Below are 26,193 nucleotides of genomic sequence, written 5' to 3' on the forward strand. Positions count from 1 at the left end.
GCTGCTTCATGCGATCATGCCGCGGGCTTCCAGTTCCTCGCGGATCATCTTCTTGGTGATCTTGCCATAGGCCGATTTCGGCAGGCTGTCCCAGAACAGGAAGCGCTTGGGCATCTTGTAGCGCGACAGCTTGCCGTCCAGGAAGGCGGCCAGGTCCTCCTCAGCCACGGGGGTGTTCGCCACGCAGACCGCCCAGCCGATCTCGCCCCACAAGGAGTCGGGGACGCCCAGCACCGCGACCTCGTTGATGGCGGGATGGGTGAGGATCTTTTCCTCGATCTCTCGCGGATAGACGTTGGACCCGCCCGAGATGAACATGTCCGACTGCCGCCCGGTGATATAGACGAAGCCCCCTTCGTCCATGTGGCCCAGATCGCCCGTGCGGAACCAGCCGTCGCGAAAGGATTTCGCATTGGCCTCGGGGTTGTTGTAATAGCCCGCGAAGACGGCGGGGCCGATGCAGCAGATTTCCCCGGTCTCGCCCGGCGCGACCTCATGGCCATTGTCGTCCTGGATCTGGATCTCGATCCCGGTGCGGGCATGGCCGCAGGTGCCGATGCGGGCCGTGGGGCCGTCCTCGGCCTGGTGCAGATGGGCGGGCAGGACGGTGATGTTGCCCGTGACCTCGCCCAGGCCGAAATACTGGACCAGTACCGGACCCAGGGTGTTCAGCGCCTTCTGCTGGTCCACCCGATACATCGGCGCGCCCGCATAGATGACATAGCGCAGCGAGGACGTGTCGGCCCCGGCGGTCGAGGGATGTTCGACCAGCAGCTTCAGGATCGTGGGCACGGTGAACATCGTCGAGACGCGCCATTCGCGCACCAGATCCCAGACCTGCGCCACGTCGAAGCGTTCCGTGGGCAGCAGGATCGTCTTCACCCCCCGCGCCACCTGGGTCAGCTGATGCACCCCCGCCCCATGCGACAAGGGCGCCACCACCAGCGAGGCGTCATCCGCCGTCAGCCCCGGCATCAGGTCGGCCAGGTGGTTCGTGACCACGAAGGCCATCTGGCCGTGCGTCAGCACCGAGGCCTTGGGCCGTCCCGTGGTGCCGGATGTGAAGAAGAACCAGCAGGGATCGTCGCGGTCCACCGGGGCCACTTGGGGGCGTCGGCCCATGTGGTCGGCGGTGATCGCCGCCACGTCCGGCCCGAAATCCGCCGCGCCAAAGGCCAGGGTCGTGACGCCGCAGGCCGCCGCGTGATCCGGGAAGCCCGCGTTGCAGAACATCAGCGTGGCGCCGGATGCCTGGGTCAGATAGGCGACCTCATCCGGCGTCTGGCGGAAGTTGGCGGGCACCCAGACGCCGCCCGCGCGCCAGACGGCGAACATCGCCTGCATCATCTCGGTGCAGTTCTGCGACTGGCACATCACCCGGTCGCCCTTTTGCAGGCCAAAGCGGGTTTGCAGCGCATGGGCCAGGGCGTCGGTGCGGGCATTCCATTCCGCCCAGGTCCAGCGGGCATCGCCCATGACCAGGGCTACCCCGTCGGGATCGCGCCGGGCGGTCTGGGCCAGGAAGGTGGCAAGGTTCATCACGCGGGTGGACACAGGGGCCAGCCCGCCAGCGGGATCGGTCATTTCTCTCGTTCCAGGATCGAGCAGTAGTTGGCGACGGCCGTGCCGCCCATGTTGAAGACCCCGGCCAGCGTGGCGCCCGGCACCTGCATCGCGCCCGCATCGCCGGTCAGCTGCATCGCCGCCATCACATGCTGGGACACGCCCGTCGCGCCGATGGGATGGCCGCGCGATTTCAGTCCGCCCGAGGGGTTCACGGGCAGCTTGCCATCCATGCGGGTCGTGCCTTCGCGGATGACGCGCCAGCCCTGGCCGCGCGGGGCAAGGCCCATCGCCTCGTATTCGATCATCTCGGCGGTGGTGAAGCAGTCATGGGTTTCCACCAGCGACAGGTCGGTGATCGCCAGTCCCGCATGGTCCAGGGCCTTGCCCCAGACGCGATGAGCGCCCGCGAATTCGGTCGGGTCGCGGCGCGACAGGGCCAGCATGTCGCCCACCTGCGCGCGGGCGCGGAAGCGGATGGCGCGGGTCAGCGTCTCGGCCACTTCGGGTGCGGCCAGAACGATGGCCGCCGCCCCGTCCGACACCAGCGAGCAGTCCGTGCGCCGCAGCGGCCCCGCAACCAGCGGGTTCTTGTCCGAGGGCGTGTTGCAGAAGGCCAGATCAAACGCCTTCTGCATATGCGCGTAAGGGTTGCGGGTGCCGTTGTCGTGGTTCTTGGCGGCGATCATGGCCAGTTCCTCGGACCGGTCGCCGTTCCGCTGGAAGTAGCTGTCGGTGATCCGCCCGAAGACGCCCGCGAAGCCGCCGGGCGTGTCGCCCTCCTCGGCTACGTAACTGGCCGACAGCAGCACGCCGCCCACATCGGCGATGGGAATGGCGGTCATCTTCTCGGCCCCGATCACCAGGGCCACCTTGCCGCGCCCGGACGCGATGAAGTCGGCTGCCGCATAAAGCGCCGCCGATCCAGTGGCGCAGGCGTTTTCCGTGCGCATGAAGGGCACGCCCGCCAGTTCCGGGCTGCCCATGGCGACCAATGCGCCCTGGAAGTCCTGGCGCTGGAAGCCGTTGTTGTAGACGCCGGTGAAGATGCCATCCACGGCATCGGGCGCGATGCCCGCGTGTTCCAGGGCGGGCAGGGCCACCTCGGCCATCAGGGCCATGGTGTCGGGCGCCTCGGCCTTGCCGAATTTGGTATGCGCCCAGCCGACGATCAGGGGATCGGTCATGCGGTAGTCCTTTCAAGTTCGGCAAGGCGGGCGGCGATGGCCCTGGCCTCGCGGTGCAGCGCGGCGGCAAGCTCGGCCTGCCGCGCCGGGGTCATGCGGTTCTCGATGGCGGCGATGGAGAGTGCCCCCGCAGGCCGCCCGTCGGGCCAGAGTATCGCAACCCCCAGGCCCCAGGAACCCGCCACGATGCGGCCGGGATTCAGGGCATGGCCCTGGGCGCGGGCATGGGCCAGATCCTCCTGCAGGCCGGCCATCCACTCGCCCACCAAGGGCGCCACGCGGTCCAGCAGCGCCGCCGCCTCGGCCTCGGGCAGGGCGGCAAGGATCGCCAAGGCGCCCGCGCCGACGCCCGCGGGCTTGCGGTCGCCGCGCATCAGCGCATGAGTCCGCACCGGGAAATCGCCCTCGATCCGTTCCAGGCACAGGGTATGGTCGTCCTGCGGCACCGTCAGCAGCAGCGTGTCGCCGGTCTCGGCCGCCAGCCGGACCATGCTGTCGCGGGCATGGTGCAGGATGCCGTGGCGTTCGGTCGCGAATCCCGCCAGCAGATAGGTTTCCGGCCCCAGGTGGTATCGGCGCGTCACGCGGTCCTGTTCGACCATCCGCGCCGCGCCCAGGGCCAGCAGCAGCCGCCGCACCGTGGGCCGCGCCAGGCCCGAGGCGGCGGCAAGCTGCGCCAGCCCCATGCCCTGCGCGCCGCCCCGCCCCACCAGCGACAGCAGCGACAGCGCACGCGCCACCGCCTGCGTGCCGCCGGTATCCAGGGGGGCGGCGCCGTCCTTCATCAGGCCAGCGTCCTGCCGATGGCGGCTTCCAGGATGGCCCAGGCCTCGTCTCCATAGGTGGTCTTCCATTCCTGATAGAAGCCCGCCTCGCGCAGCTTGTCCTCGAAGGCCTTGGGATCGACGTCGTTGAAGACGAAGCCCTGGGCTTCCAGGTCGGTCTTCAGCGTGGCGTTCATCTGGGCGATGTCCTCGCGCTGCTTCACGGCGGCGGCGTTGAAGTTGTCGGCCACGGCCTGCTGCACGTCCTCGGGCAGGGCGTTCCAGGCGCGGCGGTTGCCCAGCATCCAGAAGCCGTCCCACATGTGGTTGGTCATGGAACAGTATTTCTGCACCTCCCACAATTTTGCGACCTTCATGATCGCCAGCGGGTTTTCCTGCCCGTCCACGATGCCGGTCTGCAGCGCGGTATAGACCTCGGCGAAGTTGATGGAGGCCGGGGCCGATCCGAAGGCCGTGAACAGCGAGGTCCAGAGCGGCGAGACGGGAACGCGGATCTTGAAGCCTTCCAGGTCGGCGGGCGTCGTGATGGGCTTGGTGGAGGACGTGATCTGGCGGAAGCCGTTGTCCCAGATCTTTTCCATCACCACCAGGCCCGCGCCCTCGATCTGGCCGCGCGCATAGGCGCCCAACTCGCCGTCCATGGCCTTCCAGACGGTGTCGTAATCCGGGAAGGCGAAGCCCACGCCGTTGATCGAGGCATTGGGGACCAGCGTGGACAGGATCACCGGCGACAGCTGGAAGAACTCCACCCCGCCCGACCGCAGCTGGCCCAGCACGTCGGTATCCGCGCCCAACTGGTTCGACGGGAAGATCTGCAGGTCGAAGCGCCCGGACGTGGCTTCCAGGATCGCCTTCTGCGCCTCGGCCAGGCGGACGTTGCTGGGATGGTCCAGGGGCTGGTTGTTGGCCACCTTGTAGCTGAACTCGGCGGCCATGGCCGGGCGGACCCGGATGAACGGCGTGGCAAGCGCGCCTGCGGCGGCGCCCAGCAGGATGGTGCGGCGGGTGATGCTCATGAAACTCCTCCTCCCTGAGGTATCAGAAACGGTTACAGCAATGCGGTCGAGAACCAGGGCACGGCGGCGATGGCCAGCAGGCCCACCATCAGCGCGGCCAGATAGGGCCAGATCTTCGCCATGACCTGTTCGGCGGGGACATTGGCGATCTTGCAGGCGATATAGAAGCCGATGCCGATGGGCGGGGCCATCAGCCCGATGTTCATGGCCGTGACGATGACCATAGCGTAATGGATGTCGTGGATGCCCAGGCCGCGGGCGATGGGGAACATGATCGGCGCCAGCAGCACGATGGCGGGCAGGCCCTCCAGCACGCAGCCGAGGATCAGGAAGATCGCGATAGATGCCAGCATGAAGACGACCCAGCCGCCCGGCAGGCCGGTGACCAGGGTCATCAGGTCGCGCGCGAAGCCCGATTGCGTCAGCGCCCAGGCCATCGAAGACGCCGCCCCCAGGATCAGCAGGATCGCCCCAGACATGGCGGCGGTTTCAACCAGCATCGTGCCGGTGCGGCGCAGGGGGATGCCGCCATACAGAACCGCGCCAATGATGAAGGCATAAAGCGTGGCGATGGTCGAAACCTCGGTCGCGGTGGCGACGCCGCCGCCCACCAGGCTGCGGATCATGAAGGGCAGCACCAGGGCGGGCGCGGCGATCAGGGCTGTCTTGCCGATCACGGACAGGGGCGCGCGGCGCACGCCTTCCATCCGCTCGGCCCGCGCCTTCCAGCGGGCCAGCACGGCCAGGACCACCAGCAGCACCATGGCGATGGCGAAGCCGCTGGTGAACAGCCCGGCGATGGAGACGCCCGCGACCGAGCCCAGCACGATCAGCACGATGGATGGCGGCACGGTATCCGCCATCGCCGCCCCCGTCGCCAGCAGGGCGGTCATTTCCGGCGCGGAATGGCCCCGGCGGCGCATCTCGGGGAACAGGGCGGGGGCCACGGTCGCCATGTCCGACACCTTGGACCCGGAAATCCCGGACACCAGGAACATGGAGCCCAGCAACACATAGCTCATCCCCGCCTTCACATGGCCGAAGAGCGAGGCGAGAAAGCCCACGATGGCCCGGCCCATGCCGGTCGCGTCCAGGATGCAGCCCAGCAGCACGAAGACCGGCACCGACAGCAGGATCAGCGAGGACATGCCCTCGTCGATGCGGCCCATCATCACGAAGACCGGGGCATTGGTGGCGAAGGTCAGGTATCCCAGCGTCGCCAGCGCGAAGCAGAAGGCAATGGGCACGCCGATGATCAGCAGGAAACCCGCGAACAGGCCCAGAAACAGCGGCAGGTTCCAGTTGCCCAAGGACAGGACCGTCGGCTTGGCATACCACAGCAACGCCACCAGCAGCCCCGCCAAAACCAGCGTGCCCAGGATCACGCCCCATTCGCGCGTGCGGATCACCGACAGCACCATCAGCGCGGCCATCAGCCCGATCCCCGCAGGCAGGGCGGATGCGCGCCAGGACATGGGCAGTTGCAGCGCGGGCGAGGTGACGAAGGATTCCTCATAGGCGTATTCCAGCGCCACCGGGAACAGCCGGACCAGCAGCACGCAGACCAGCACGCTGCCCGCGATCTCGGCCACGCGGGCCAGGCGTTCGGGCAGCAGCGGCAGGAAGACGGTCAGGCGCATGTGTTCGTGCCGGTCCACGGCCAGGGCCGCGCCCAGCATCGCCATCCAGATGAAGCTGAGGGACGCGACCTCGTCCCCCCAGATCAAGGGCTTGGCCAGGACATAGCGGAAGAAGACGTTGGCAAGGACGGTGACGATCATCACCACCAAAAGGCCCGCCGCCGCGATTTCCACGGGGCGCATCCACGCCTCGGCGCGCTTCGGCTCGGCCAGTGCCTCGATCCCGCCAAGCGCCAGCTCGGCGTCCTGCACATCCGTGTGGTGCATCCTTTGTCCCCCGTCGGGGCAGCCCGGCCTCCCCGCCGGGTCCGTGTTCACCATGTGGACGCGGATTGCCCTTTGGAAAAGGGGATAGGGCCAAGGGATAGGGTCTGGCAATTGGAAATTCGCATCGCAAACGATTTTTCGGCAATCCGCCTGATCGACTGGCGCGGAAATCGTTCCGCAATATGGAATGAAAGCCCCGCAGAACCGGAAATTCGGCCTGCAAAGGTTGCCATCCCCCGCTTCGCCCGTCAAACCGGAAGGAACCTCAAGGAGACACAGATGACACAGCGACCCGACATTTCCCCGGCCGAGCCGAAATGGAACCTGGTCGGCCCCGGCCTTGTCGTGGCGGCGACGGGCGTGGGCGCGGCGGATCTGATCGCCACCACCGTGGCGGGCAGCAAATACGGCTATGCGCTGCTGTGGGCGGTGGTCGCGGGCTGCATCATGAAGGTGATCCTGGTCGAGGGGGCGGGCCGCTATAGCCTGGCGACCGGCAACACCATCTTCGAGGGCTGGTCCAGCCTGGGCCGGTGGACCCACTGGTATTTCGGCCCCTATATCGTGATCTGGGGCTTCGTCTATGGCGCGGCCGGGATGGCGGGCACGGGACTGGCGCTTTATTCGCTGCTGCCCTTCGGCAGCGTGGCGGCCTGGGGGATCGTTTCGGGCCTGCTGGGCATGGCGCTGGTCTGGTCCGGCCGCTATGACCTGTTCGAGAAGGTCCTGACGGCCATGGTGATCCTGATGTTCGTCACCATGGTTCTGGCGGCCGCGCTGACCCTGCCCAATCTTGGGGAAATCGCCGCGGGCCTGGTGCCCGTCATCCCCGAGGGCGCGATGATCAACGTGCTGTCGGTGGCGGGCGGCGTCGGCGGCACGATCACGCTGGCGGCCTACGGCTATTGGCTGCGCGAGAAGGGCTGGCACACGCCGCGCTTCATGAAGGTGATGCGGCTGGACAACGGCATCGCCTATCTTGTCACGGGCATCTTCGTGATCGCCACGCTGATCGTCGGGGCCGAGCTGCTGTTTTCCGCCCAGATCGCCATCGGCAGCGGCGATCAGGGGATGGTGGATCTGGCGGGCGTGCTGGCGGATCGCTATGGCGACTGGATGGGCAAGCTGTTCCTGGTGGGCTTCTGGGCGGCGTCCATGTCGTCGCTGGTGGGCGTCTGGAACGGCGTCAGCCTGATGTTCGCGGATTTCTTCGGCCATGTGCAGGGCAAGCCGCATGACCATCCCGACCGGCTGTCGGGCGGGCGCTATTACAAGTTCTATATCTTCTGGCTGACCTTTCCGCCGATGATCATGCTGTTCCTGGGCCAGCCGGTCTATCTGATCCTGGCCTATGGCGTGCTGGGCGCGCTGTTCATGCCCTTCATGTCGGTGACGCTGCTGTGGATCCTGAACACCGCCCGCACGCCCGCCGAATGGCGCAACGGGACGCTGACCAACATCATGATGGGGCTTTGCACGCTGGCCTTCGCCGCGCTGGCGGCGGACCAACTGCGCGGCGCCATCATGCGGGTACTGTAAAAGACCGGCACGGCGCGCGGCACCAACACCGCGCGCCGGTTTGCTCAGCCCTCGATCCGGGCCAGGGGGGCGCCAAAGCCCAGCACCTCGCCCGCCTTGGCGGTCTGGCTGATGCGGCCTGCGCGATGGGCCTCGACGCGGGTTTCCATCTTCATCGCCTCCATCACCGCGATCACCTGACCGGCCTCGACCTGGGCGCCGTCCTCGACCTGCCAGGCGGTCAGGGTGCCGGGAACGGGGGCGGTCACGGTGGCATCGTCCGCCTGTGGGGCGGCCTCGGGCGCGGGGGCGCTGGGGGCCATCGCCATCAGGTTCGCGGGCAGGCCCAGTTCGTGGCGCTTGCCGTCGATCTCGATGGCAAGGCGCAGCAGGGGCGGGCCGCCCGCCGGGGCCACGCGGGCATGGGGGGCGGTGGCCTGGGCCAGCCGGTCGGCGAAGTCGGTCTCGATCCAGCGGGTATGGACGCCGAAGCTGCCATCCTCGGCCCGGAATTCGGGCTGTTCCAGCACCGCGCGGTGGAAGGGCAGGACGCTTGCCACGCCTTCGATGCGGAATTCGGCCAGGGCACGGCGGGCGCGGGCGATGGCTTCGGTGCGCGTGCTGCCGGTCACGATCAGCTTGGCCATCATGGAATCGAAGCTGCCGGGGACCGTCGATCCCGCGACCACGCCGCTGTCCAGCCGGATGCCGGGCCCGGACGGGGCGGCGAATACGTCGATAGGGCCGGGCGTGGGCAGGAAGCCGCGGCCCACATCTTCGGCATTGATGCGGAATTCGATGGAATGGCCGCGCGGGGCGGGCACCGCGTCGTCGGCCAGCCTTGCGCCGCGCGCGACCGCGATCATGCCGCGCACCAGGTCGATGCCGGTCGTTTCCTCGGTCACCGGGTGTTCGACCTGAAGGCGCGTGTTCACCTCGAGGAAGGAAATCGTGCCATTGGCCGACAGCAGGTATTCCACCGTGCCTGCGCCGCTGTAGCCCGCATGGGCGCAGATCGCCCGCGCGCTGTCGTGGATGCGCTGGCGCTGTTCGTCGGTCAGGAAGGGCGCGGGCGCTTCCTCGACCAGCTTCTGGTTGCGGCGTTGCAGGGAACAGTCGCGGGTGCCGATCACCTTGACGGTGCCGTGGCGGTCGGCCAGCACCTGCGCCTCGATATGGCGGGGGCGGTCCAGGAACTGCTCGATGAAGCATTCGCCGCGCCCGAAGGCGGTCAGCGCCTCGCGGGTGGCGGATTGGAACAGCTCCTCGACCTCCTCCAGGCGCCAGGCGACCTTCATGCCGCGCCCGCCGCCGCCAAAGGCCGCCTTGATGGCGATGGGAAGGCCGTGCTGGCGGGCGAAGGCCAGGGCGTCGGCCGGCGTCTCGACCGGGCCGGGCGTGCCCGCGACCAGGGGGGCGCCGACGGCCTCGGCGATGCGGCGGGCCTCGATCTTGTCGCCAAGGGCGGTGATGACGGCGGGGTCGGGGCCGATCCAGATCAGGCCCGCGTCCTGCACAGCCTGCGCGAAAGCGGCGTTTTCGGACAGGAAGCCATAGCCCGGATGGATGGCATCGGCGCCCGCGCGCTGCGCAATGGCGATGATCTTGCCGCCGTCCAGATAGGTTTCAGCCGGCTTGTCGCCGCCAAGCGCGAAAGCCTGGTCGGCCATGGCCACGAAGGGCGCGTCGCGGTCGGCATCGGCATGGACGGCAACGGTTTCGATGCCCTCGTCGCGGCAGGCGCGGATGATGCGGACGGCGATCTCGCCCCGGTTGGCGATCAGCAGGCGGCGCAGGGGCAGGGTCGGGCCGGTGGCGAAAAGGGTCATGGCTGGACCTTCATGTCGTGAAAGGGGGCGGCGGCGGTAAAGCGGATGCGCGCGCCGGGCGGGATCTGGCCCGCCAGATCCAGCGCGGACGGCAGCAGGGTCGCGATCACCGGATAGCCGCCGGTCAGCGGATGGTCGGCCAGAAACAGCACCGGCTGGCCGGAATGGGGGATCTGGATGGCGCCGGTTTCCGTGCCCTCGGACGGCAGTTCGCGGGCATCGTCGCGCGTGATGGCATCGCCCTCCAGCCGGATGCCCACGCGCGAGGATTGCGGCGTCACCAGCCAGTCCTGTCCCAGGAACCGTGCGATCATGTCGTCCGTGAACCAGTCGGCACGGGGGCCAAGCGTCACGGGCAGTTCCACCACCTCGCCCGGTTTGGGCAGCGGGGGCTGATCCTCCGGCACGGCGATGGCCGTGGCGGGATTGTTCGCGGCGTAAAGGCGCGCGCCATTGGTCAGCGCCTGGGGTCCGACAAAGGCCAGCGTGTCGGTCGCGGCGGACCCCAGCACCGGGGCCACGTCGAAACCGCCTCGCAGCGCCAGATAGCTGCGCATCCCGGCAGGCGGGGGCGGGATCGTGACCTCATCGCCTGCATCGAGGGCAAAGGCGGCGGGCATCGCCTGCCCCTCCACCATCGCCCGTCCCGCGCCGGTCAGCGCCAGCGTCACCGGTTGGTCCGCCCGCAGCCGCACCGGGCCAAGGGTGATTTCCAGCACCGGCGCATCGGAGGGGTTGCCGACCGCACGGTTGGCCCGCCGCATTGCGGCAATGTCCAGCGCGCCGGATGCCGAGACACCCTGCCCGCCCTGGCCGGGACGGCCTTCGTCCTGGAAGACGATGGGAAAGGCGGTCTGGACCACGGTCAGCGCGGCCTGGCCCTGCGGTTGGGGGATCGCCGCCGAAGGATGAACCGTTGCCACGCCCTCCACGAAACGCGCCCGAACGCCGGGACGCAGCAGGGCAGGCGGGTCGCGGGACAGATCCCACATCGGCACCCTTGTCGTGCCGATCAACTGCCAACCACCTGGCGTGTCCTGCGGATAGATGCCGCAGAACCGCGCCGCAAGCGCCACCGATCCCGCCGGGATCCGCGTGCGCGGCGCGGGGCGGCGGGGCAGGTCAAAGCGCGGGTCGTCGCCCGTCATATAGGCGAAGCCCGGCGCGAAGCCGCAAAAAGCCACGGCCCAAGTTGCGGCCTGATGGGCGGCGATCACCTCGGCCACGGTCAGGTCCATGTGGGCCGCCACATCCGCCAGATCCTGGCCGTCATAGGCCATGGGGATCTCGACCGTTTCGACCTGGGTTTCCCGACGGACTGTCCCTGGCGCGGGCTGGCGCGCCATGATCTGCGCCGCAAGCGCGCCATCGGCGGCAAAGCCGGGGCCCACGCGGATCATCAGCGTGCGGGCGGCCGGGATGATCTCGGCCAGGCCGTCCACCGGATCGGCCAGCAGCGCGTCGAACAGCGCCAGCGTCGCGTCCAGATCGGCCAGTTCCACCAGCAGCGTGCGCGGGCCGACGGGAAGAAAGCGCATCGTCACAGCTGCCACCGGCTGTCGGGAATGTCGGTGACGAACATGTGGCCCGGCGCATGGGTGATCGCGAAGGGCGGCTTCGAGGCCATGACGGCGGCCTGGGGCGTCACACCGCAGGCCCAGAAGACCGGCACCTCGCCGTCGCGGATGTCCACCGGGTCGCCGAAATCGGGGCGCGACAGATCGGCGATGCCAAGCGCCTCGGGCGCGCCGATATGGACGGGGGCGCCATGGACCGCCGGGAAGCGGCCGGTGATCATCGCGGCCTCGGCCACACGGTCGGCAGGGATGGGGCGCATCGACACCACCATCTGCCCGTGCAGCCGTCCGGCGGGGCGGCAGGCGCGGTCCGTCAGGAACATCGGCACGTTGCAGCCCTGGGCGATGTGGCGCACCTCGATCCCGGCGGCCTGCAAGGGCGTCTCGAAGGTGAAGGAACAGCCGATGAGGAAGGTCACGAGGTCGGGATGTTCGGCCCAGGCCTGGGTCGCATCGGCGACCTCCTCGGCCAGGACCCCGTCGCGCCAGATCCGGTAGAGCGGAATGTCGGTCCGCAGGTCGGCGCCGGGCGCAAGCGCGGTTTCAAAGCTGCCGGGGTCGGTCACGTCCAGGACCGGGCAGGGCTTGGGATTGCGCTGCGCGAACAGCAGGAAATCCCAAGCCCAGTCGCGCGGCAGCGAGATCATGTTGCATTGGGTGAAGCCCGGCGCCATGCCCGCCGTCGGCGCGACCGTGCCGCGGCAGGCCAGCCGGGCGGCGCGGGCGGTTTCCACGTCCGGGCGCATCAGGCGGTCCCCGCAAAGGGGGCGATGGTCACGCCGCCCGAAACCAGTTCCTCGCGGATGCGGCGGGCCATCTCGACCGCGCCGGCGCTGTCGCCATGCACGCAGATGCTGTCTGCCTGCAGGCGCAGGACCGATCCGTCAATGGCCTCGATCACGCCTTCGGTGGCAAGCCGCAGCATCCGGGCAGCCACGGCATCGGCGTCATGCAGCACCGCGCCCTTTTCCCGGCGCGACACAAGCTGGCCATCGGGCGTATAGGCGCGGTCGCCGAAAGCCTCGGCCACGGTGGCAAGGCCCGCATCGGCGGCGCGGTCCAGGATCCGCGTCCCGGCAAGGCCCATCAGCACCAGCGAAGGGTCGATTTCCCGGATCGCCGCGATCACGGCATCCGCCTGGCGCGCGTCATTGGCGATGGTGTTGTACAGCGCGCCATGCGGTTTGACATAGGTGACGCGCGTGCCAGCCGCCTTCGCGATCCCCTGCAAGGCGCCGATCTGGTAGATGACATCGGCGGTCAGTTCCGCCGGGGTCACGTCCATGGGCCTGCGCCCGAACCCTACGCGGTCAGGGTATGACACATGCGCACCCACCGCCACGCCCCGCGCGGCCGCCCCGTCCACCGTCGCGCGGATGGTCAGCGGATCGCCCGCGTGAAAGCCGCAGGCGATGTTGGCGGAACTGACGATGCCCAGCATGGCGTCGTCGTCGCCCATGGTCCAGGCGCCATAGCCCTCGCCCAGGTCGCTGTTCAGGTCGATGGTGCGCATGTGTTTTCCCCTTTTACAGGCCCAGGAAGGCGAAGATCGGGCCGATGGAGCGATAGCCCATGTACCAGGTCAGCGCGCAGACGATCGCGCTGAGGATCAGCAGCGGCCGGTTGTAATGGTGGCCGCCCATCAGGTCGGAGCGCGCAAAGCCCACATAGGTGAAGATCGTCAGGCCGATGGGCAGGATCAAGCCGTTGAAGCCGCCCACGAAGACCAGAAGCGCGGCGGGCGCGGTGCCGATGGTGATGAAGACGGCCAGCGACACGGTGATGAAGATCACGGTGGCGATGTTGCGGCTGCGGTCGGTCATGGCCATGAAGGCCACCAGGAAGCTGACCGAGGTATAGGCCGCCCCGATGACCGAGGTGATGGCCGCGGCCCACAGCACCACGCCAAAGATCCGCATCCCCCAGTCGCCAAGCGCGAAGGCAAAGGCCTGCGCCGCCGGGTTCGCGGCCTGGCTGGACAGATCCAGGGTGACGCCGGAGGCGACCACGCCCAGGATCGCCAGGAACAGCACGAAGCGCATCACGCCCGTCACCGCGATCCCGGTCAGCGAGGCGCGGGTGACGGCGGCCAGGTGCTGTTCGCCGACCAGGCCCTTGTCCAGAAGCCGGTGGGCGCCCGAATAGGTGATGTATCCGCCGACCGTGCCGCCGACGATGGTGGTGATGGTCGGAAAGTCGATCACGTCCGGCAAGATCGTCTGGCGCAGCGCATCGCCCACCGGCGGGTTGGAGGTGACGGCCACGATCAGCGTCATCACGATCATCAGGATGCCCAGGCCGATCAGCGACCGGTCCAGCAGCAGGCCTGCGCGTTTCGACAGGAACACCCCGATCGCCAGCAGCGCCGAGATCGCCCCGCCGATCTTGGGATCAAGGCCGAACATGGCGTTCATGCCCAGGCCCGCGCCCGCGATATTGCCCACGTTGAAGGCCAGCCCGCCCACCATCACCAGCACCGCCAGCAGATAGCCCGCGCCGGGAATGGCGGCATTGGCGGTTTCCGAGGCATTGCGCCGGGTCAGCGCGGTGATGCGCCAGATGTTCAGCTGCACCACGAAGTCGATCAGGATCGAGGCCAGGATCGCAAAGGCGAAGGCCGCGCCCAGCTTGGCGGTGAAGGTGGCGGTCTGGGTGATGAAGCCCGGCCCGATGGCCGAAGTGGCCATCAGGAAGATCGCCGCCAGAAATCCGCCCCGCAGGGTGGCATTGGCGGCCGTGGCAGTGGGGGATGCGCTCATCCGTCATGCTCCTGCTGCAAGGGTGGTTGACGCTTTTCGAATGGTCGAAACGTGGCGGCAGGGCGACAACCTGTCAACGATTATTTGACACAAAGGCATTGATTGTTGAACAACAAGGGGATTGCAGCCGGATCATCTGCTGTTTTGACGGGCGGAAGGACGGGGGCTTGTCTGATCAACGGGCAGTTCTGAAGACCGATTCGCACCTGTCGGCTTGCCTCTGACCGGGGCCGGGGCCATTCTCCGGCGGCAAGACAAGGGCATCACATGGTCATCGAACCTCCGGGCCTGGCCGAGGAAACGGCATCGCGCCTGCGCAACGACATCATCGGCGGCAGCCTGCCGCCGGGGCATCGGCTGTCGGAAACCCGGCTGGCCGCCGATCTGGGCGTGTCGCGCAATACCCTGCGCGAGGTGTTCCGGTTGCTGACCCGCGAAGGGCTGCTGCGACACGAGCCGAACCGGGGGGTCTTCGTGGCCGTGCCCTCGATGGCGACGATCGTGGACATCTACCGCGTCCGCCGGCTGATCGAGGTGCCGGCCCTTGCCCATGCCTGGCCCCGGCACGAGGCGGTGACGCGGATGCAGGCGGCCGTGTCCAAGGCCCGTGCCGCGCGCGAGGAGCAGGACTGGCGCAGCGTCGGCAGCGCCAACATGGAATTTCACGCGGCCATCGTGGCCCTGACCGACAGCACGAGGCTGCAGGGCTTCTTTGCCCAGGTCATCGCGGAACTGCGGCTGGCCTTCGGGCTGCTGGACAGCCCCGAACGGCTGCACGAACCCTATATCGACCGCAACGGCGAGATCCTGGACCTTCTGGCGGCAGGCCAGCAGGCCAGGGCGGCAGAGGTTCTGGCGGCGTATCTGGACAATTCCGAACGGGTGGTGCTGGAGGCCTTTGCCCGGCTGGGCTGAGGGCTAGCCGGCGGCGTTCGCCAGCAGGGGCTGGTCCCCCGCCTGCGAAGGGCTGGCGGCATCGGGAAGGCGGAACCGGACCATCTGCCGGCCGGCCGGCAGCTTCGCCACGGCCCATCCCAGCAACTGCCCCTGCGGCCCGACCATCAGCCCGCTGTCGCGCAGTCCTTCACCGGGCTGGATCAGCCGGGCGGCAAGCGCCTCGACCCCGGGCCCGGCATCGGCATGGGCGTTCCAGCAGGCCATCGCATCGCCCAGGCTGTCGGCGCCGGGCCACAGGTCGCGATAGGCGCGGTTGGACATGACCACCTGCCCGCCGGGCGCAAAGACCGCCACCGCCTCGCCCAGGTTGTCCAGGATCGAATGGCCCAGCGTCAGTTCGGCCCGGAACTTGCGGGTCAGGGTCATTTCCGAGGTGATGTCCTCGAACAGGAAGGCCACGGCGCCGTCGGGATGGGGGCGGCCGGTGACGCGATAGGTCTGCCCGCCGGGCAGGGACCATTCCTCGACATGGTGTCCGGTGGCGGCCGAGCTTTCCAGATTGCTCATCTGCTGGCGCCAGCTTCGGAAATCCTTGGGTTCGGGGACCATCCGCAATTCGCGCAGCTTGTCCAGAAGGTCGAACAGCGTGGGCCGTGCGGTCAGGAAGCCTGTGGGCAGGTTGGTCAGGTCGATCAGCGCCGGATTGAACAGTTGCAGATGCCGCTGCCGGTCGAAGATCGCCAGGCCGATGGGCAGGTCGGCGAAGGTCTTGGTCAGGGTCTGGACGAATTCGCGCAAGGACCGTTCGGCCCGCACGGCGGCATCGGCGGGCAGGGCGAACATCATCACCTGGTCGCCGATCTGGTGGCTGTGACAGTCATACCAGAAGACCGCGCCGTTCTGGTTCAGCGAGGCGCGGCGCGTCCGGGTTCCGGCGCCCGGAACGGGGCGCGGCGAATCCAGCAGGCGCGGCAGCGGCCAGCCGATGGGTTCGTCGGCCTGCGCCTCGGCCTTGCGAAGATAGGCGGCGTTGGCCCAGGTCACGCGGTCCTCGGCGTCCTGGCGCCAGACCAGCATGGGCGTCTGGTCCAGTGACCGGCGCAGCAGGTCCAGTTCCTCCTCCATCGCCTGCTGGGACATCGAATCGACCACGATGCCCGCATGTTCCGCCTGCGGGTCGGTCAGGGTGATCCGCAGCAGGCCCGAATCGACCTGTTCGGCCAGCAGGCGCAAGGCGGCGCTGCCGGTGCCGGACTGGCCCAGGCATTCGAACCGGCCCGTGCGGTCGATGCGCGACATTCCTTCGATCGCGTCGGGAAAGCGCGGCCCGATCCATTGCAGCAGCCGCGCCCATTCGCCTTCGGGCGCGGAAATGCGGTCCAGCAAGGCCCGGGCCGAGGGTGTGGCGTCCACCAGGACCTGGTTGCGGAACAGCAGCACCATCGGCTTCAGGCTGCCGTCCACGCCCTGCGGCAGGCGCGGCCCGCGCCGTCCGGGACCGCGATCCCACCAGCGGATCAGCCCCACCGCCAGCAGGACCGAGAGGGTGCCCGTCAGGACCGCCAGCAAGACCAGGCCGATACCGTGGAGAGACATCCCAAGCTCCTTCGCGTTTGGACAACCATAGCGGGAGCAGGCTTAACGAACAGTTAAAACCTCAGAAACGGTGCTGGGGATTGGCGCCCAGTGGCGCGCGCGCGTCAGTGGCGATCCGGTCCAGCGGCCAGCGGACGGTCACGACCGCGCCCGGCCCGCCATTGTCAAAGCCCAGCCGCGCGCCCGACCGTTCCAGCAGGGTCTTGGCGATGAACAGCCCCAGTCCCATGCCGTCGTAACCGGCCCGTTGCGCGCCGCCGCGCTTGCTGGTCAGGTAGGGATCGCCGATCCGGGCCAGAAGGGCGGGGGGATAGCCGGGCCCGTCGTCGCGGATGGATACCGTCAGGCAGCTTTCATCAGTTTCCGCCTCGATCACCACGCGGCTGGCCGCGAAATCGACGGCATTCTGGATCAGGTTGCGCAGGGCATGGATGATGGCGGGATCGCGGCGGATATCGGGACCGTCCGCGCGGATCTCGACGGCGGGGCCGCGCCCGGCATGGGGTTCGGCCGCATCCTCCAGCACGGTGCGCAGCGGGGCCATGCGCAGGTGCAGGTCGTCCTTGCCCGCCCGGCCCATGCTGCGCAGGATTTCCGCGCAGCGCACCGCCGAATCGCGCAGGGCCATGGCATCGGCCTGCAATTCGGGGCGGTCGTCCAACTCGTCCGCCAGTTCCGCCGCGATCAGCTTGATGGTGGCCAGGGGGGTGCCCATCTCGTGGGCGGCGGCCGCGACCACGCCTCCCAGATGTTGCAGCCGCTGTTCGCGCGCCAGCGCCATCTGGGTCGCGAACAGTGCGTTCGATGTGGCCTGCAACTCGGCCGTGACTCGGTGCGCGTATCCCGCGAAGAACACCACGCCGATCATCAGCGCCGTCCAGTGTCCCAGCGTCAGGACCGGCGCCAGCGCCAGTTGCCGCCCCGTGCTGTCGTGCAGCGGCAGCCCGAACAGCGAGACAAGCGAGATCAGGATCATCGTCGCGGCACCCAGGGTCACCGTCTGCCGGGTGTCCAGCGATGTCGCGGCCACCGTCACCGGCGCCAGCACCAGCAGCGCAAAGGGATTGGCCAGCCCCCCCGTCAGCGCCATCAGGGCGGAAATCTGGATCACGTCGAAGGTCAGGTGCACCACCGCCATCCGCGCCGAGGTGCGGCGCATCGGCCCCAGGCCCTGCCACAGGTTCATGGCGATGGCCGCCGCGATCAGCGCCAGGACCGGTATGACCGGAAAGGCGATGCCCATCAGCTTGGCGACAACCACGGCGGCCAACTGGCCCGCGATGGCGAACCACCGCAACAGGACCAGCGTGCGCAGCCGGATCGGCTCGGCTGGGGTGGCGGGGGAAAGGAAGGGATCGGACATGGCCACCAGGGTGCGACGATGCGGACCTTGATACGCGGGGCGGGATGGGCGATCAATGCGCCGCCTTGCCGCAACGAAGGAGATCGATCATGGCCGACCGCAGGATCCTGCTGATTGGAAGCGTGGCAGCCCTGGCCCTTCTGGGGACGGGCGGGGCCTGGCTGGCGGCGCGCCAGTCCGGCGATCCCTTTGCCGAATGCCAGGGCAGCGCCGTTGCAGGCGGCATGGACAGCTTCGGCACCGATTTCACCCTGACCCGCCAGGACGGGCAGCGCGTCACGGCCGAGCAGGTCTTTGACAAGCCCTCCCTGCTTTATTTCGGCTATACCTTCTGCCCCGATGTCTGCCCCATGGACAGCGCCCGCAACGCCGAGGCCGCGACCCTGTTGCAGGAACAGGGCAAGGACGTGCAGACGGTCTTCGTCACCGTCGATCCCAAGCGCGACACGCCCGAGGTGGTGGCCGACTTCACCAGCCTGTTTTCCGACGACATGATCGGCCTGACCGGCTCCGAGGAGGAGATCGCCGCCGTCAACAAGGGCTGGCGAAACTATTACAAGGCCAATGACGAGGAAGACCAGGAATACTATCTGGTCGATCACATGACCAACACCTATCTGGTCATGCCCGGCAACCGGACGGTGGCCTTCTTCGGACGCGACACCCCGCCCGAGGTGATGGCCGAACGGGTCGGATGTTTCGTGGATGCCCTTGGCTGAGAAGTGATTGCCCCCGTTCCATCCTTGCGGCAGTGTTGCTGTTTACCCAAGGTGGGATACGCGCGTCATGGAAGACGATACCCTTTCCCGGATGAATCCCGGACCCGATCCGTCGCTGTTGCTGGTCGATGACGACGAGATCTTCGTGACCCGGCTGGCCCGCGCCATGGAAAAGCGCGGCTTTGCCGCCCGCACCGCCATCAGCGTGGCCGATGCCCTGGCCATGATCCGAGAGGCGCCGCCCGCCTATGCCGTGGTCGATCTGCGGCTGGAGGACGGCAACGGCCTTGATGTGGTCGAGGCGCTGCGCGAGCTTCGGGACGATGCCCGCATCATCGTGCTGACCGGCTATGGCGCCATCGCCACCGCCGTCGCCGCCGTGAAGATGGGCGCGACCGATTATCTGGCAAAGCCCGCAGATGCAAATGACGTAACGTCTGCGTTACTGTCCAGCCGGGAATCCCTTCCCCCGCCGTCCGACAATCCGATGTCCGCAGACCGCGTGAGATGGGAACATATTCAGCGTGTTTATGAACAATGCGACCGCAATGTCAGTGAAACGGCAAGACGGCTGCATATGCATCGCCGGACACTTCAGCGAATTCTCGCCAAAAGAGGACCGCGTTAACATATTCGAGCTATCTTGTAATTGGGATCGTCTTGTATCAAATTGCTAATTAGCAATTCAATGTGGATACAAAAGAAATGAACTTCGATCTCGACAAGATGACGCTCAAGGAACTGCGTGATCTTCGGGCAAAATTGGACCGGGCGATTAATTCCTATGAAGACCGGAAACGGCGCGAGGCCTTGGCTGCGATCGAGGAAGCGGCGCGTGAACATGGTTTCAACCTGACCGACCTGACTGGCGCCAAGCCGCGCAAGTCGGGTTCCGTCCCCCCAAAATACGCAAATCCCGAAGATCCGACGATGACCTGGACCGGACGGGGCCGCAAGCCTCGCTGGGTGCGGGAAAACCTGGAAGGCGGCAAGCAGTTGGACGATCTGCTGATCTGACCGCGTTTTTACGGAAAGGCCGTCCCCTGGGGCGGCCTTTTGTCAGGCCGTGCCGTCCGGGGAACGCATCAGCATCTGGAAACGGTCCAGAAAGGCCGCGCGTACCTGGGCAGGCGGCCGTAATTCAATATGCAATACAGACAAAATGGCGTTGTTCTGCATGGGAAACAGGCGCCTTGCCTCGGATTCCGTAAATCCCGCGATTTGAACGGCTTCCAGCCGGGCTGAAATCCGGTCCGCGACCTTGATTTTCGACTTGATCGCCGCCGGTAAAACAGCCGGCAGCCCGAAACGAAGATGGATCGCGGCGGTCAGGCGTTCGTCCATGCGGCCATATTCGGATCCAAGCGCCGCCTTGACGGGCGAAATCATGTCGCCGATCACATATTCCGGCGCATCGTGCAAAAGCGCGGCCAGCCGCCAGCGGATTTCGATGCCGGGATGAAGGCGGGTCAGGATATCTTCCACCAGCAAGGAATGCTCGGCCACGGAATAGGGCCAGTCCCCTTGGGTCTGGCCGTTCCACCGGGCCACGAAGGCCAGTCCATGGGCGATATCGGTGATCTCGATGTCCAGCGGCGTCGGATCCAGAAGATCCAGACGCCGGCCCGACAGCATCCGCTGCCAGGCGCGGCGCTGTCGGGCGGCCATGAGGTTTCAGGACAGCCGCTGATCCGCGGGTGCGCCCGCCTGCTGGGCCTGCGCGCGCCGCGCCAGTTCCTGGCGATACAGCGCCACGAAATCCACCGGATCCATGTTGAAGGGCGGGAAGCCCCCGTCGCGCGTCACGTCAGCGATGATGCGCCGCACGAAGGGAAACAGCATCCGCGGGCATTCGATCATCAGGAAGGCGTGCAACTGTTCTTCCGGCACGCCTTCGATCATGAAGACCCCGCCGTAATCCAGTTCCGCCAGAAACAGGGTCGAATTGTCGGCCTTGTTGGTCGAGGTGACACGAAATTTTGAAATCACCTCGTATTGATGATCGCCCGCGCGCTTGCGGGCATCCAGGCTGACCTGGACGGTGATCTCGGGCTGCACCTCGCCCTGCGGGGCGCCCTTGGTGGCGACGGCATTTTCAAAGGACAGGTCGCGGATATACTGCGCCAGGATTTGCATCCGCACCTGCGGGGCTGCGGGTGCCGTGCCGTTGGGGGTGGTTTCGTCGGCCATGGGTTTTCCTTGTCGGATCATCGTTTCGCCGGTTCTAGCAGGCGCGGGGCGGTGCCTCAATGGCGTGTCCAGCCGGAATTGCCGCGCCGGGCGGGGTCGTCCCCCAGATCCTCGGGCAGGTCCAGGGGCGGGCGGGCATTGCGCGCGGGGGGCACGTCCTCGACCACGTAATCCGCGTCGATCACCCCGTCGGCATAGGGCGGGCGATAGGTTTCGCGCCGGGCCGTGTTCATCTGCACGGTCCTGACCCCCATCCGGCGCACGGCACGCCGCATGATCAGGTCGCGCACCGGCGGGATCAGCAGCAGCAGGGCGACCATGTCGGTCAGGAAGCCGGGCACGATCAGCAGCGCGCCCGCCAGGATCTGCATCATGCCATGGGCCAGCGGCCGGGACGGATCGCGCAATTCGGCCAGGCTGCGCTGCGCCTGCATCCAGGCCTGCGTCCCCTGCGAACGGATCACCGCCACGCCCAGCACCGCGGCCAGGACCACCAGCCCCAGCGTGGCCCAGACCCCGATCAGCCCGCCGACCTGGATGAACAGCGCGATCTCGACGATCGGCAGCACGATGAACAGCCACAACAGCCGCATGGGGAATCCCTCCTTGCGGACCAGGGGATAACTGGACTTGCCCCGGTCCAATCCCTACATAATGGCCCAGATCGCAGATACCAGCCAAGTCGGATAAGAGGCCAAATCGCATGAACAACCCGCTGTTGCAGTTGCTTGTCCTGGCCGGGATCGCGATTTTCCTGATCCTGCGGCTGCGCAATGTCCTTGGGACGCGCGACGGCTACGAACCTCCGCAGGTCGAGGCTCCCAGCACCCCCCGTCCGCGCTTCGACGTGATCGAGGGCACGGCCGAGGAGGCCGATCACGACATCCTGGACCATGCCGAGGCCGGCAGCCCGACCGCCCATGCCCTGGCCGCGATGAAGTCGGCCGAGCCGTCCTTCGGCGTGATGGATTTCCTCAACGGTTCGAAATCGGCCTATGAGATGATCCTGATGGCCTTTGAGCGCGGCGACCTGTCCGATGTGCGGCCCTTCCTGTCCGAGCCGGTGGCCGAGGCGTTCCAGTCGGTGATCGACGCCCGCGCCGCCCATGGCCATACGGTCACGGCGCAGTATATCGGCACGCGCGAAACCGCGCTGGCAGGGGCGGAATACGATCCGGCCACAGGCATGGGCATGGTAACGGTCCGCTTCGTGGGCGAACTGATCGCGGCCACCCGCGATGCGGCGGGCAATGTGGTCGAAGGCGATCCCAAGGCCCCGCGCAAGCAGCGCGACACCTGGACCTTTGCCCGGCGCATGGGGCAGGACGATCCGAACTGGCAGCTGGTCGCGACCGGCTGATGGCCCGTCGCCGGGGTCTGACCCCTGAAGACAAGGATCTGTGGGCGCGCGTCGCCCGCAGCGCCGTGCCCCTGCACCCCGAACGGCCCAAGGCCGCCGATCCCGAAATGCGCCCGGCGCCCAAGCCCGCCCCACTGCGGGCGGCCGTGCCGGATTTCCAGATCGGCCAGATGGTCCCGTCGCGGCCCCTTTCCGTTTCCCATTCCCCCAGCCCTGCGCAGCGCCTGTCCCAGCAACCTCTGCGCATGGACCCCAAGACCCACCGCCGCATGGCCCAGGGCAAGCTGGTGCCCGAGGCGCGGCTGGATCTGCATGGGCTCACGCTGGCGGCCGCGCATCCCGAACTGATCGGCTTCATCCTGTCCTGCCACGCCCAGGGGCGGCGGCTGGTGCTGGTCATCACCGGCAAGGGCAAGGGGGATCACGGTCCCCTGCCCACGCGGTCCGGCGCGCTGCGCCATCAGGTGCCGCACTGGCTGCACATGCCGCCCTTGTCGGGCGTGGTCCAGCAGGTCACGGCCGCGCATTACCGCCACGGGGGCGAGGGGGCCTATTACGTCTATCTGCGCCGCAGGGGTTAGAAGACGCTGCCGCATCGCCGCTAGAAGGCCGGCGACAGCACCACCTGGACCGCCTGTTCCACCCGGCTGACCGCCCCGCCGATCAGGCCCGGCGCGACGCCGCCTTCCTGGGGCAGGATGTTGTCCAGATCCCCTGCACGGCGCAGGATCTGCTGCAAGGTGGGTGAATCGGCCAGGTTGAAATGGCCATATCCCGTGTCGAACGCGCCGGTATCCACCACGATCACGTCCAGATCGGCCACCGGGCGCGCGTCGGGGATGTTGCCCAGCCGCACCGGCTCGTCCGAGATCAGCGCCGCCAGCTGCAGCGCCCGGTCCCTGGGCGAGGTGAGGATCACGAAAGGCCGGGGCAGCGGCCCGATGGCGCGGACCTGCGACCGGAACAGCCGCAGATCCAGGTCCGGCGAGATCAGGACCACGCCGTCCACCTGCTCGATCAGGTCGCGCCGTCCCGACAGGGCCATCTGGCGCAATCCTTCCATCAGCAACTGGCTGCCCATCGAATGGGCCATCAGCACGATCTTGCCGCGGCCGCGCGTCCGGGCCAGCAGGTCGATCGTCTGCACCAATCCGTCGCGCGAATAAAGCGCGCCATCCCGATCGCCCGAATAGGCATAGGGCTTCATCCGCGAGGGCCAGGAGAAATGCGCGTGGACCCCCGGCAGGCGCAGGTCATGGGCCAGTTGCGCGGTGCGATAGACGCCTTCGGCGAAGCTGTAGTTGTATCCATGCACGAACAGGATGATGTCCCGGTCGTCGGGCGCGCGGCCGGCCAGGTCGGCTTCGATGGCGCGGCGAAAGGCGTCGGCGCCTGCCAGGCGCCCGCCGCCGCTGACCAGAAACTGCGCGGCGGGGTCGCCGTCGGGCCGGGGATAGGCCAGATCTCCGGCGGCCCGTTCGGGGGGAACCGAAACGTCGATGCGCGAGAACCACGGCTGCGGCACATGCTGCCCGTCAGGGGTGCGCTGGGATGCGATCCAGACGGTTTCCAGGATCGAAGGCCGGTATCCTTCGGGCGCCATGACAAGGGTGCCGCGCGGGGCGCAGGCAGCCAGGATCAGCACAAGACACAAAAGAAAACGCCGCAAGCGTCACCTTCAGGGAAACGGTTGCGGCGAACCTGTCAGAGAAACCGGCGTCAGGCCAGTCCCGGCATCATGCGGGACCGCCGTAATTCGCCTTCGGGCCCATGAAGTACCACAGGATCAACCCGACCACGGGCAGAATCGCGATCAGGGCGATCCACAGGATCTTGGTGCCCATGCTGACATTCGTGTTGATGACGGACGCGATGGCCCAGACATCCAGCACGAAGATGATGATTCCGAAAACGTAACCCATGCCAGTCCCCCTTTCGGTGCCAACCCCCAACCGCGCCGGGCGGTTCCTTACAGGACGTAACGCGACAGATCGGTGGACCGCGCCAGATCGCCCAGGTGGCGTTCGACATAGGCCGCATCGACCTCGACCGTCTCGCCGCCCTTGTCGGGGGCGCTGAAGGACAGTTCCTCGAAGACCCGCTCGATCACGGTGTAAAGGCGGCGGGCGCCGATGTTTTCGACCGATGCATTCACCTCGGCCGCGATGCGGGCCAGGGCGGCGATCCCGTCATCGGCAAAGCCCACGGTCACGCCCTCGGTCGCCATCAGGGCGGTGTATTGGCGCGTCAGGGCATTGTCGGTCTCGGTCAGGATGCGGATGAAGTCTTCCTCGGTCAGGGCGCGCAGTTCGACCCGGATCGGCAGTCGGCCCTGCAGTTCCGGCAACAGATCGCTGGGCTTGGCGACATGGAAGGCGCCCGAGGCGATGAACAGGATGTGATCGGTCTTCACCGGGCCGTATTTTGTGGAAACCGTCGTGCCCTCGATCAGCGGCAGCAGGTCGCGCTGCACGCCCTCGCGGCTGACATCGCCGCCGCGTGCATCGGCGCGCGCGCAGACCTTGTCGATCTCGTCGATGAAGACGATGCCGTTCTGCTGCACCGCGTCCAGGGCGGCGGCCTTGACGGCGTCGTCCTCCAGCAGCTTGTCGGCTTCTTCCGCAATCAGCAGGTCATAGCTTTCGGCGACCGTCAGCTTGCGCCGCACGCGACGTCCACCAAAGGCCTTCATCAGCCCCGACAGATCCATCATCCCGCCCAGGCTGGCGCCCGGCTGGCCCGGAATCTCCATCGTGCCCAGCGGGTTCGAATGGTCCTGCACCTCAAGCTCGATCACGGTGTCGTCCAGCTCGCCCCGCTTCAGCTTGTCGCGGAACATCTGCCGGGTGCCGTCGCGCGCGTCCTTGCCGGCCAGGGCCTCGATCACGCGATCCTCGGCCGACTTGTGGGCGCGGGCCTTGACCGCCTCGCGCATCCGTTCGCGGGTGTCGATCATCGCGGCATCGGTCAGGTCGCGGATGATCTGTTCCACGTCGCGGCCGACATAGCCCACCTCGGTGAACTTGGTCGCCTCGACCTTGATGAAGGGGGCGTTGGCAAGCTTGGCCAGGCGGCGGCTGATCTCGGTCTTGCCGACGCCGGTCGGCCCGATCATCAGGATGTTCTTGGGATACACCTCGTCGCGCAGGTCGTCGCCCAGTTGCTTGCGGCGCCAGCGGTTGCGCAGCGCCACCGCCACGGCGCGCTTGGCGTCCTTCTGGCCGATGATGAAGCGGTCCAGTTCGGACACGATTTCGCGCGGGGTCAGGTCGGTCATGGGTCTGCCTTTCGGTTTGAAGCGGCAGATATAGGCTTGGACACGCAATTTGAAGGGAGGGCGCCGACAGACTGTGCTTGATTGGCGGGTCCGCCCGTCGGCATGATGGCGATCATGACGCCGACGACCCCGCCCGCCTTGTCCTTCAGCCCCGTCACCGCCGCGGATCTTCCCCTGATCGCGCGCTGGATGGACCAGCCCCATTGGCGCGAATGGTGGAGCAGCGATGTCGAGACCGAGCTTGGCTATCTTCGCGACATCGTCGAAGGGCGCGACAGCACCCGGGCCTTCCTGTTCCGTCTGGACGGGCAGCCCACCGGCTATATCCAGGTCTGGCGGATCGCTGACGCGCGGGTGGAGCCCTGGTTGTCCGAGGCGCCCTGGGTGATGGACCTGCCCGACGATGCGGTGGGCGTCGATCTGTCCATCGGTCCGCCCGATCTTCTGTCGCGGGGCCTGGGGTCGCGTGTCTTGCGGGCCTTCGTGGCGCTGCTGCGGTCGGAAGGGCATGGCACCATCATCATAGACCCGGACGAGACGAACCTGCGGGCGATCCGGGCTTATTGGAAGGCCGGGTTTCGCCCCATCGCGGCCCTGGCCGGCCGGATGGGCGACTGTCTTCTGATGCGTCACGAGGAATCCTAGGCGCC

26 protein-coding genes are annotated in these 26,193 nt (G+C 67.5%); 8 read left to right on the forward strand and 18 right to left on the reverse strand.

All coding sequences use genetic code 11. From position 1 onward, the window contains the following. Positions 1-6: 6 nt before the first annotated feature. From IEX25_RS06680 to IEX25_RS06700, 5 genes are read right to left on the reverse strand one after another with little or no spacing between them, the layout of a single operon-like run. Positions 7-1,584: an acyl-CoA synthetase gene (locus IEX25_RS06680; protein WP_188714546.1), complete on the reverse strand. Its 1,578-nt coding sequence runs from the start codon at positions 1,582-1,584 to the stop codon at positions 7-9. Beyond that, positions 1,581-2,750, reverse strand: coding sequence for an acetyl-CoA acetyltransferase (locus IEX25_RS06685; RefSeq protein WP_188714547.1), 1,170 nt, complete (start codon positions 2,748-2,750; stop codon positions 1,581-1,583). Before IEX25_RS06685 ends, IEX25_RS06680 begins: the two co-directional genes overlap by 4 nt. Further along, positions 2,747-3,535 (reverse strand): IclR family transcriptional regulator, encoded by a 789-nt coding sequence (locus IEX25_RS06690; protein ID WP_188714548.1) that lies wholly within the window; start codon positions 3,533-3,535, stop codon positions 2,747-2,749. The genes IEX25_RS06685 and IEX25_RS06690 overlap by 4 nt, the downstream gene beginning before the upstream one ends. Continuing rightward, positions 3,535-4,551 carry a TRAP transporter substrate-binding protein gene (locus IEX25_RS06695; protein ID WP_103172032.1) on the reverse strand — a complete coding sequence of 339 codons (1,017 nt, stop codon included), beginning with the start codon at positions 4,549-4,551 and terminating at the stop codon, positions 3,535-3,537. The genes IEX25_RS06690 and IEX25_RS06695 overlap by 1 nt, the downstream gene beginning before the upstream one ends. A 32-nt stretch (positions 4,552-4,583) precedes the next feature. Continuing rightward, the gene (locus tag IEX25_RS06700) at positions 4,584-6,458 is read right to left on the reverse strand and encodes a TRAP transporter large permease (protein WP_188714549.1); all 1,875 of its coding nucleotides are present in this window, start codon (positions 6,456-6,458) and stop codon (positions 4,584-4,586) included. A gap of 279 nt (positions 6,459-6,737) precedes the next feature. Here IEX25_RS06700 and IEX25_RS06705 point away from each other — a divergent pair, with 279 nt between their 5' ends. Beyond that, the gene (locus IEX25_RS06705; protein WP_188714550.1) at positions 6,738-7,997 is read left to right on the forward strand and encodes an Nramp family divalent metal transporter; all 1,260 of its coding nucleotides are present in this window, start codon (positions 6,738-6,740) and stop codon (positions 7,995-7,997) included. 44 nt (positions 7,998-8,041) lie between these two features. On the opposite strand, the gene IEX25_RS06710 is transcribed toward IEX25_RS06705, so the two are convergent. Genes IEX25_RS06710 through IEX25_RS06730 form a run of 5 tightly spaced genes read right to left on the reverse strand, consistent with a single transcriptional unit; the run spans position 8,042 to position 14,141 of the window. Then, complete coding sequence (locus tag IEX25_RS06710) at positions 8,042-9,805, reverse strand: acetyl/propionyl/methylcrotonyl-CoA carboxylase subunit alpha (protein WP_229665077.1); 1,764 nt, start codon at positions 9,803-9,805, stop codon at positions 8,042-8,044. Beyond that, positions 9,802-11,343 (reverse strand): 5-oxoprolinase subunit B/C family protein, encoded by a 1,542-nt coding sequence (locus tag IEX25_RS06715; RefSeq protein ID WP_188714551.1) that lies wholly within the window; start codon positions 11,341-11,343, stop codon positions 9,802-9,804. Before IEX25_RS06715 ends, IEX25_RS06710 begins: the two co-directional genes overlap by 4 nt. A 2-nt stretch (positions 11,344-11,345) precedes the next feature. Next, the gene (locus tag IEX25_RS06720) at positions 11,346-12,128 is read right to left on the reverse strand and encodes a putative hydro-lyase (protein ID WP_188714552.1); all 783 of its coding nucleotides are present in this window, start codon (positions 12,126-12,128) and stop codon (positions 11,346-11,348) included. Then, positions 12,128-12,895, reverse strand: a complete 768-nt coding sequence (locus IEX25_RS06725) for a LamB/YcsF family protein (RefSeq protein WP_188714553.1) — start codon at positions 12,893-12,895, stop codon at positions 12,128-12,130. The genes IEX25_RS06720 and IEX25_RS06725 overlap by 1 nt, the downstream gene beginning before the upstream one ends. 13 nt (positions 12,896-12,908) lie before the next feature. Beyond that, positions 12,909-14,141, reverse strand: coding sequence for an NRAMP family divalent metal transporter (locus IEX25_RS06730; RefSeq protein WP_188714554.1), 1,233 nt, complete (start codon positions 14,139-14,141; stop codon positions 12,909-12,911). A gap of 267 nt (positions 14,142-14,408) precedes the next feature. On the opposite strand from IEX25_RS06730, the gene IEX25_RS06735 reads away from it, so the two are divergent. Next, complete coding sequence (locus tag IEX25_RS06735; RefSeq protein ID WP_188714555.1) at positions 14,409-15,056, forward strand: GntR family transcriptional regulator; 648 nt, start codon at positions 14,409-14,411, stop codon at positions 15,054-15,056. A gap of 3 nt (positions 15,057-15,059) precedes the next feature. On the opposite strand, the gene IEX25_RS06740 is transcribed toward IEX25_RS06735, so the two are convergent. Then, positions 15,060-16,634, reverse strand: coding sequence for a PAS-domain containing protein (locus IEX25_RS06740; RefSeq protein WP_188714556.1), 1,575 nt, complete (start codon positions 16,632-16,634; stop codon positions 15,060-15,062). A gap of 61 nt (positions 16,635-16,695) precedes the next feature. Continuing rightward, the gene (locus IEX25_RS06745; RefSeq protein WP_188714557.1) at positions 16,696-17,997 is read right to left on the reverse strand and encodes an ActS/PrrB/RegB family redox-sensitive histidine kinase; all 1,302 of its coding nucleotides are present in this window, start codon (positions 17,995-17,997) and stop codon (positions 16,696-16,698) included. 89 nt (positions 17,998-18,086) lie between these two features. On the opposite strand from IEX25_RS06745, the gene IEX25_RS06750 reads away from it, so the two are divergent. The 3 genes from IEX25_RS06750 to IEX25_RS06760 all read left to right on the forward strand — a co-directional run bounded on the left by IEX25_RS06750 (position 18,087) and on the right by IEX25_RS06760 (position 19,733). Further along, positions 18,087-18,716, forward strand: a complete 630-nt coding sequence (locus IEX25_RS06750) for an SCO family protein (protein WP_188714558.1) — start codon at positions 18,087-18,089, stop codon at positions 18,714-18,716. Between the two features lie 67 nt (positions 18,717-18,783). Beyond that, a complete protein-coding gene (locus IEX25_RS06755; protein ID WP_188714559.1) occupies positions 18,784-19,344 on the forward strand; it encodes an ActR/PrrA/RegA family redox response regulator transcription factor in 561 nt (186 codons plus the stop codon). 77 nt (positions 19,345-19,421) lie between these two features. Next, positions 19,422-19,733 carry an H-NS histone family protein gene (locus IEX25_RS06760; protein ID WP_188714560.1) on the forward strand — a complete coding sequence of 104 codons (312 nt, stop codon included), beginning with the start codon at positions 19,422-19,424 and terminating at the stop codon, positions 19,731-19,733. A gap of 42 nt (positions 19,734-19,775) precedes the next feature. Here IEX25_RS06760 and IEX25_RS06765 read toward each other — a convergent pair whose 3' ends face one another. From IEX25_RS06765 to IEX25_RS06775, 3 genes are read right to left on the reverse strand one after another with little or no spacing between them, the layout of a single operon-like run. Beyond that, a complete protein-coding gene (locus IEX25_RS06765) occupies positions 19,776-20,384 on the reverse strand; it encodes an HD domain-containing protein (RefSeq protein ID WP_188714561.1) in 609 nt (202 codons plus the stop codon). Between the two features lie 6 nt (positions 20,385-20,390). Further along, positions 20,391-20,906 carry a protein-export chaperone SecB gene (gene secB / locus IEX25_RS06770; protein WP_188714562.1) on the reverse strand — a complete coding sequence of 172 codons (516 nt, stop codon included), beginning with the start codon at positions 20,904-20,906 and terminating at the stop codon, positions 20,391-20,393. Positions 20,907-20,962: 56 nt separating this feature from the next. After that, on the reverse strand, positions 20,963-21,499 hold the full coding sequence (locus tag IEX25_RS06775) for an FxsA family protein (RefSeq protein WP_188714563.1): 537 nt from the start codon (positions 21,497-21,499) through the stop codon (positions 20,963-20,965). Between the two features lie 110 nt (positions 21,500-21,609). On the opposite strand from IEX25_RS06775, the gene IEX25_RS06780 reads away from it, so the two are divergent. Next, complete coding sequence (locus IEX25_RS06780; RefSeq protein WP_188714564.1) at positions 21,610-22,266, forward strand: Tim44/TimA family putative adaptor protein; 657 nt, start codon at positions 21,610-21,612, stop codon at positions 22,264-22,266. Then, the gene (locus IEX25_RS06785) at positions 22,266-22,847 is read left to right on the forward strand and encodes a Smr/MutS family protein (RefSeq protein ID WP_188714565.1); all 582 of its coding nucleotides are present in this window, start codon (positions 22,266-22,268) and stop codon (positions 22,845-22,847) included. Before IEX25_RS06780 ends, IEX25_RS06785 begins: the two co-directional genes overlap by 1 nt. A gap of 20 nt (positions 22,848-22,867) precedes the next feature. On the opposite strand, the gene IEX25_RS06790 is transcribed toward IEX25_RS06785, so the two are convergent. From IEX25_RS06790 to hslU, 3 genes are all read right to left on the reverse strand, one after another. Further along, a complete protein-coding gene (locus IEX25_RS06790) occupies positions 22,868-23,935 on the reverse strand; it encodes an alpha/beta hydrolase (RefSeq protein WP_229665078.1) in 1,068 nt (355 codons plus the stop codon). A 67-nt stretch (positions 23,936-24,002) separates the two neighbouring features. Continuing rightward, on the reverse strand, positions 24,003-24,188 hold the full coding sequence (locus tag IEX25_RS06795) for a PLD nuclease N-terminal domain-containing protein (RefSeq protein WP_103172014.1): 186 nt from the start codon (positions 24,186-24,188) through the stop codon (positions 24,003-24,005). A gap of 47 nt (positions 24,189-24,235) precedes the next feature. Continuing rightward, positions 24,236-25,543 (reverse strand): ATP-dependent protease ATPase subunit HslU, encoded by a 1,308-nt coding sequence (hslU, locus tag IEX25_RS06800; protein WP_188714566.1) that lies wholly within the window; start codon positions 25,541-25,543, stop codon positions 24,236-24,238. A gap of 114 nt (positions 25,544-25,657) precedes the next feature. Here hslU and IEX25_RS06805 point away from each other — a divergent pair, with 114 nt between their 5' ends. Continuing rightward, positions 25,658-26,188 carry a GNAT family N-acetyltransferase gene (locus IEX25_RS06805; RefSeq protein WP_188714567.1) on the forward strand — a complete coding sequence of 177 codons (531 nt, stop codon included), beginning with the start codon at positions 25,658-25,660 and terminating at the stop codon, positions 26,186-26,188. Positions 26,189-26,193: the final 5 nt, after the last annotated feature.

Source organism: Paracoccus acridae (assembly GCF_014642735.1).
Classification (GTDB): domain Bacteria; phylum Pseudomonadota; class Alphaproteobacteria; order Rhodobacterales; family Rhodobacteraceae; genus Paracoccus; species Paracoccus acridae.

What these genes read in the sequence shown, in the direction of transcription:
- IEX25_RS06735 (WP_188714555.1), top strand. Translation starts at nt 14,409, where the DNA reads ATGGTCATCGAACCTCCGGGCCTGGCCGAGGAAACGGCATCGCGCCTG.
- IEX25_RS06755 (WP_188714559.1), top strand. Translation starts at nt 18,784, where the DNA reads ATGGAAGACGATACCCTTTCCCGGATGAATCCCGGACCCGATCCGTCG.
- secB (WP_188714562.1), bottom strand. Translation starts at nt 20,906, where the DNA reads ATGGCCGACGAAACCACCCCCAACGGCACGGCACCCGCAGCCCCGCAG.
- IEX25_RS06705 (WP_188714550.1), top strand. Translation starts at nt 6,738, where the DNA reads ATGACACAGCGACCCGACATTTCCCCGGCCGAGCCGAAATGGAACCTG.
- IEX25_RS06780 (WP_188714564.1), top strand. Translation starts at nt 21,610, where the DNA reads ATGAACAACCCGCTGTTGCAGTTGCTTGTCCTGGCCGGGATCGCGATT.
- IEX25_RS06695 (WP_103172032.1), bottom strand. Translation starts at nt 4,551, where the DNA reads ATGAGCATCACCCGCCGCACCATCCTGCTGGGCGCCGCCGCAGGCGCG.
- IEX25_RS06785 (WP_188714565.1), top strand. Translation starts at nt 22,266, where the DNA reads ATGGCCCGTCGCCGGGGTCTGACCCCTGAAGACAAGGATCTGTGGGCG.
- IEX25_RS06765 (WP_188714561.1), bottom strand. Translation starts at nt 20,384, where the DNA reads ATGGCCGCCCGACAGCGCCGCGCCTGGCAGCGGATGCTGTCGGGCCGG.
- IEX25_RS06720 (WP_188714552.1), bottom strand. Translation starts at nt 12,128, where the DNA reads ATGCGCCCGGACGTGGAAACCGCCCGCGCCGCCCGGCTGGCCTGCCGC.
- hslU (WP_188714566.1), bottom strand. Translation starts at nt 25,543, where the DNA reads ATGACCGACCTGACCCCGCGCGAAATCGTGTCCGAACTGGACCGCTTC.
- IEX25_RS06740 (WP_188714556.1), bottom strand. Translation starts at nt 16,634, where the DNA reads ATGTCTCTCCACGGTATCGGCCTGGTCTTGCTGGCGGTCCTGACGGGC.
- IEX25_RS06760 (WP_188714560.1), top strand. Translation starts at nt 19,422, where the DNA reads ATGAACTTCGATCTCGACAAGATGACGCTCAAGGAACTGCGTGATCTT.
- IEX25_RS06805 (WP_188714567.1), top strand. Translation starts at nt 25,658, where the DNA reads ATGACGCCGACGACCCCGCCCGCCTTGTCCTTCAGCCCCGTCACCGCC.
- IEX25_RS06690 (WP_188714548.1), bottom strand. Translation starts at nt 3,535, where the DNA reads ATGAAGGACGGCGCCGCCCCCCTGGATACCGGCGGCACGCAGGCGGTG.
- IEX25_RS06710 (WP_229665077.1), bottom strand. Translation starts at nt 9,805, where the DNA reads ATGACCCTTTTCGCCACCGGCCCGACCCTGCCCCTGCGCCGCCTGCTG.
- IEX25_RS06795 (WP_103172014.1), bottom strand. Translation starts at nt 24,188, where the DNA reads ATGGGTTACGTTTTCGGAATCATCATCTTCGTGCTGGATGTCTGGGCC.
- IEX25_RS06745 (WP_188714557.1), bottom strand. Translation starts at nt 17,997, where the DNA reads ATGTCCGATCCCTTCCTTTCCCCCGCCACCCCAGCCGAGCCGATCCGG.
- IEX25_RS06680 (WP_188714546.1), bottom strand. Translation starts at nt 1,584, where the DNA reads ATGACCGATCCCGCTGGCGGGCTGGCCCCTGTGTCCACCCGCGTGATG.
- IEX25_RS06715 (WP_188714551.1), bottom strand. Translation starts at nt 11,343, where the DNA reads ATGCGCTTTCTTCCCGTCGGCCCGCGCACGCTGCTGGTGGAACTGGCC.
- IEX25_RS06700 (WP_188714549.1), bottom strand. Translation starts at nt 6,458, where the DNA reads ATGCACCACACGGATGTGCAGGACGCCGAGCTGGCGCTTGGCGGGATC.
- IEX25_RS06750 (WP_188714558.1), top strand. Translation starts at nt 18,087, where the DNA reads ATGGCCGACCGCAGGATCCTGCTGATTGGAAGCGTGGCAGCCCTGGCC.
- IEX25_RS06730 (WP_188714554.1), bottom strand. Translation starts at nt 14,141, where the DNA reads ATGAGCGCATCCCCCACTGCCACGGCCGCCAATGCCACCCTGCGGGGC.
- IEX25_RS06725 (WP_188714553.1), bottom strand. Translation starts at nt 12,895, where the DNA reads ATGCGCACCATCGACCTGAACAGCGACCTGGGCGAGGGCTATGGCGCC.
- IEX25_RS06685 (WP_188714547.1), bottom strand. Translation starts at nt 2,750, where the DNA reads ATGACCGATCCCCTGATCGTCGGCTGGGCGCATACCAAATTCGGCAAG.
- IEX25_RS06775 (WP_188714563.1), bottom strand. Translation starts at nt 21,499, where the DNA reads ATGCGGCTGTTGTGGCTGTTCATCGTGCTGCCGATCGTCGAGATCGCG.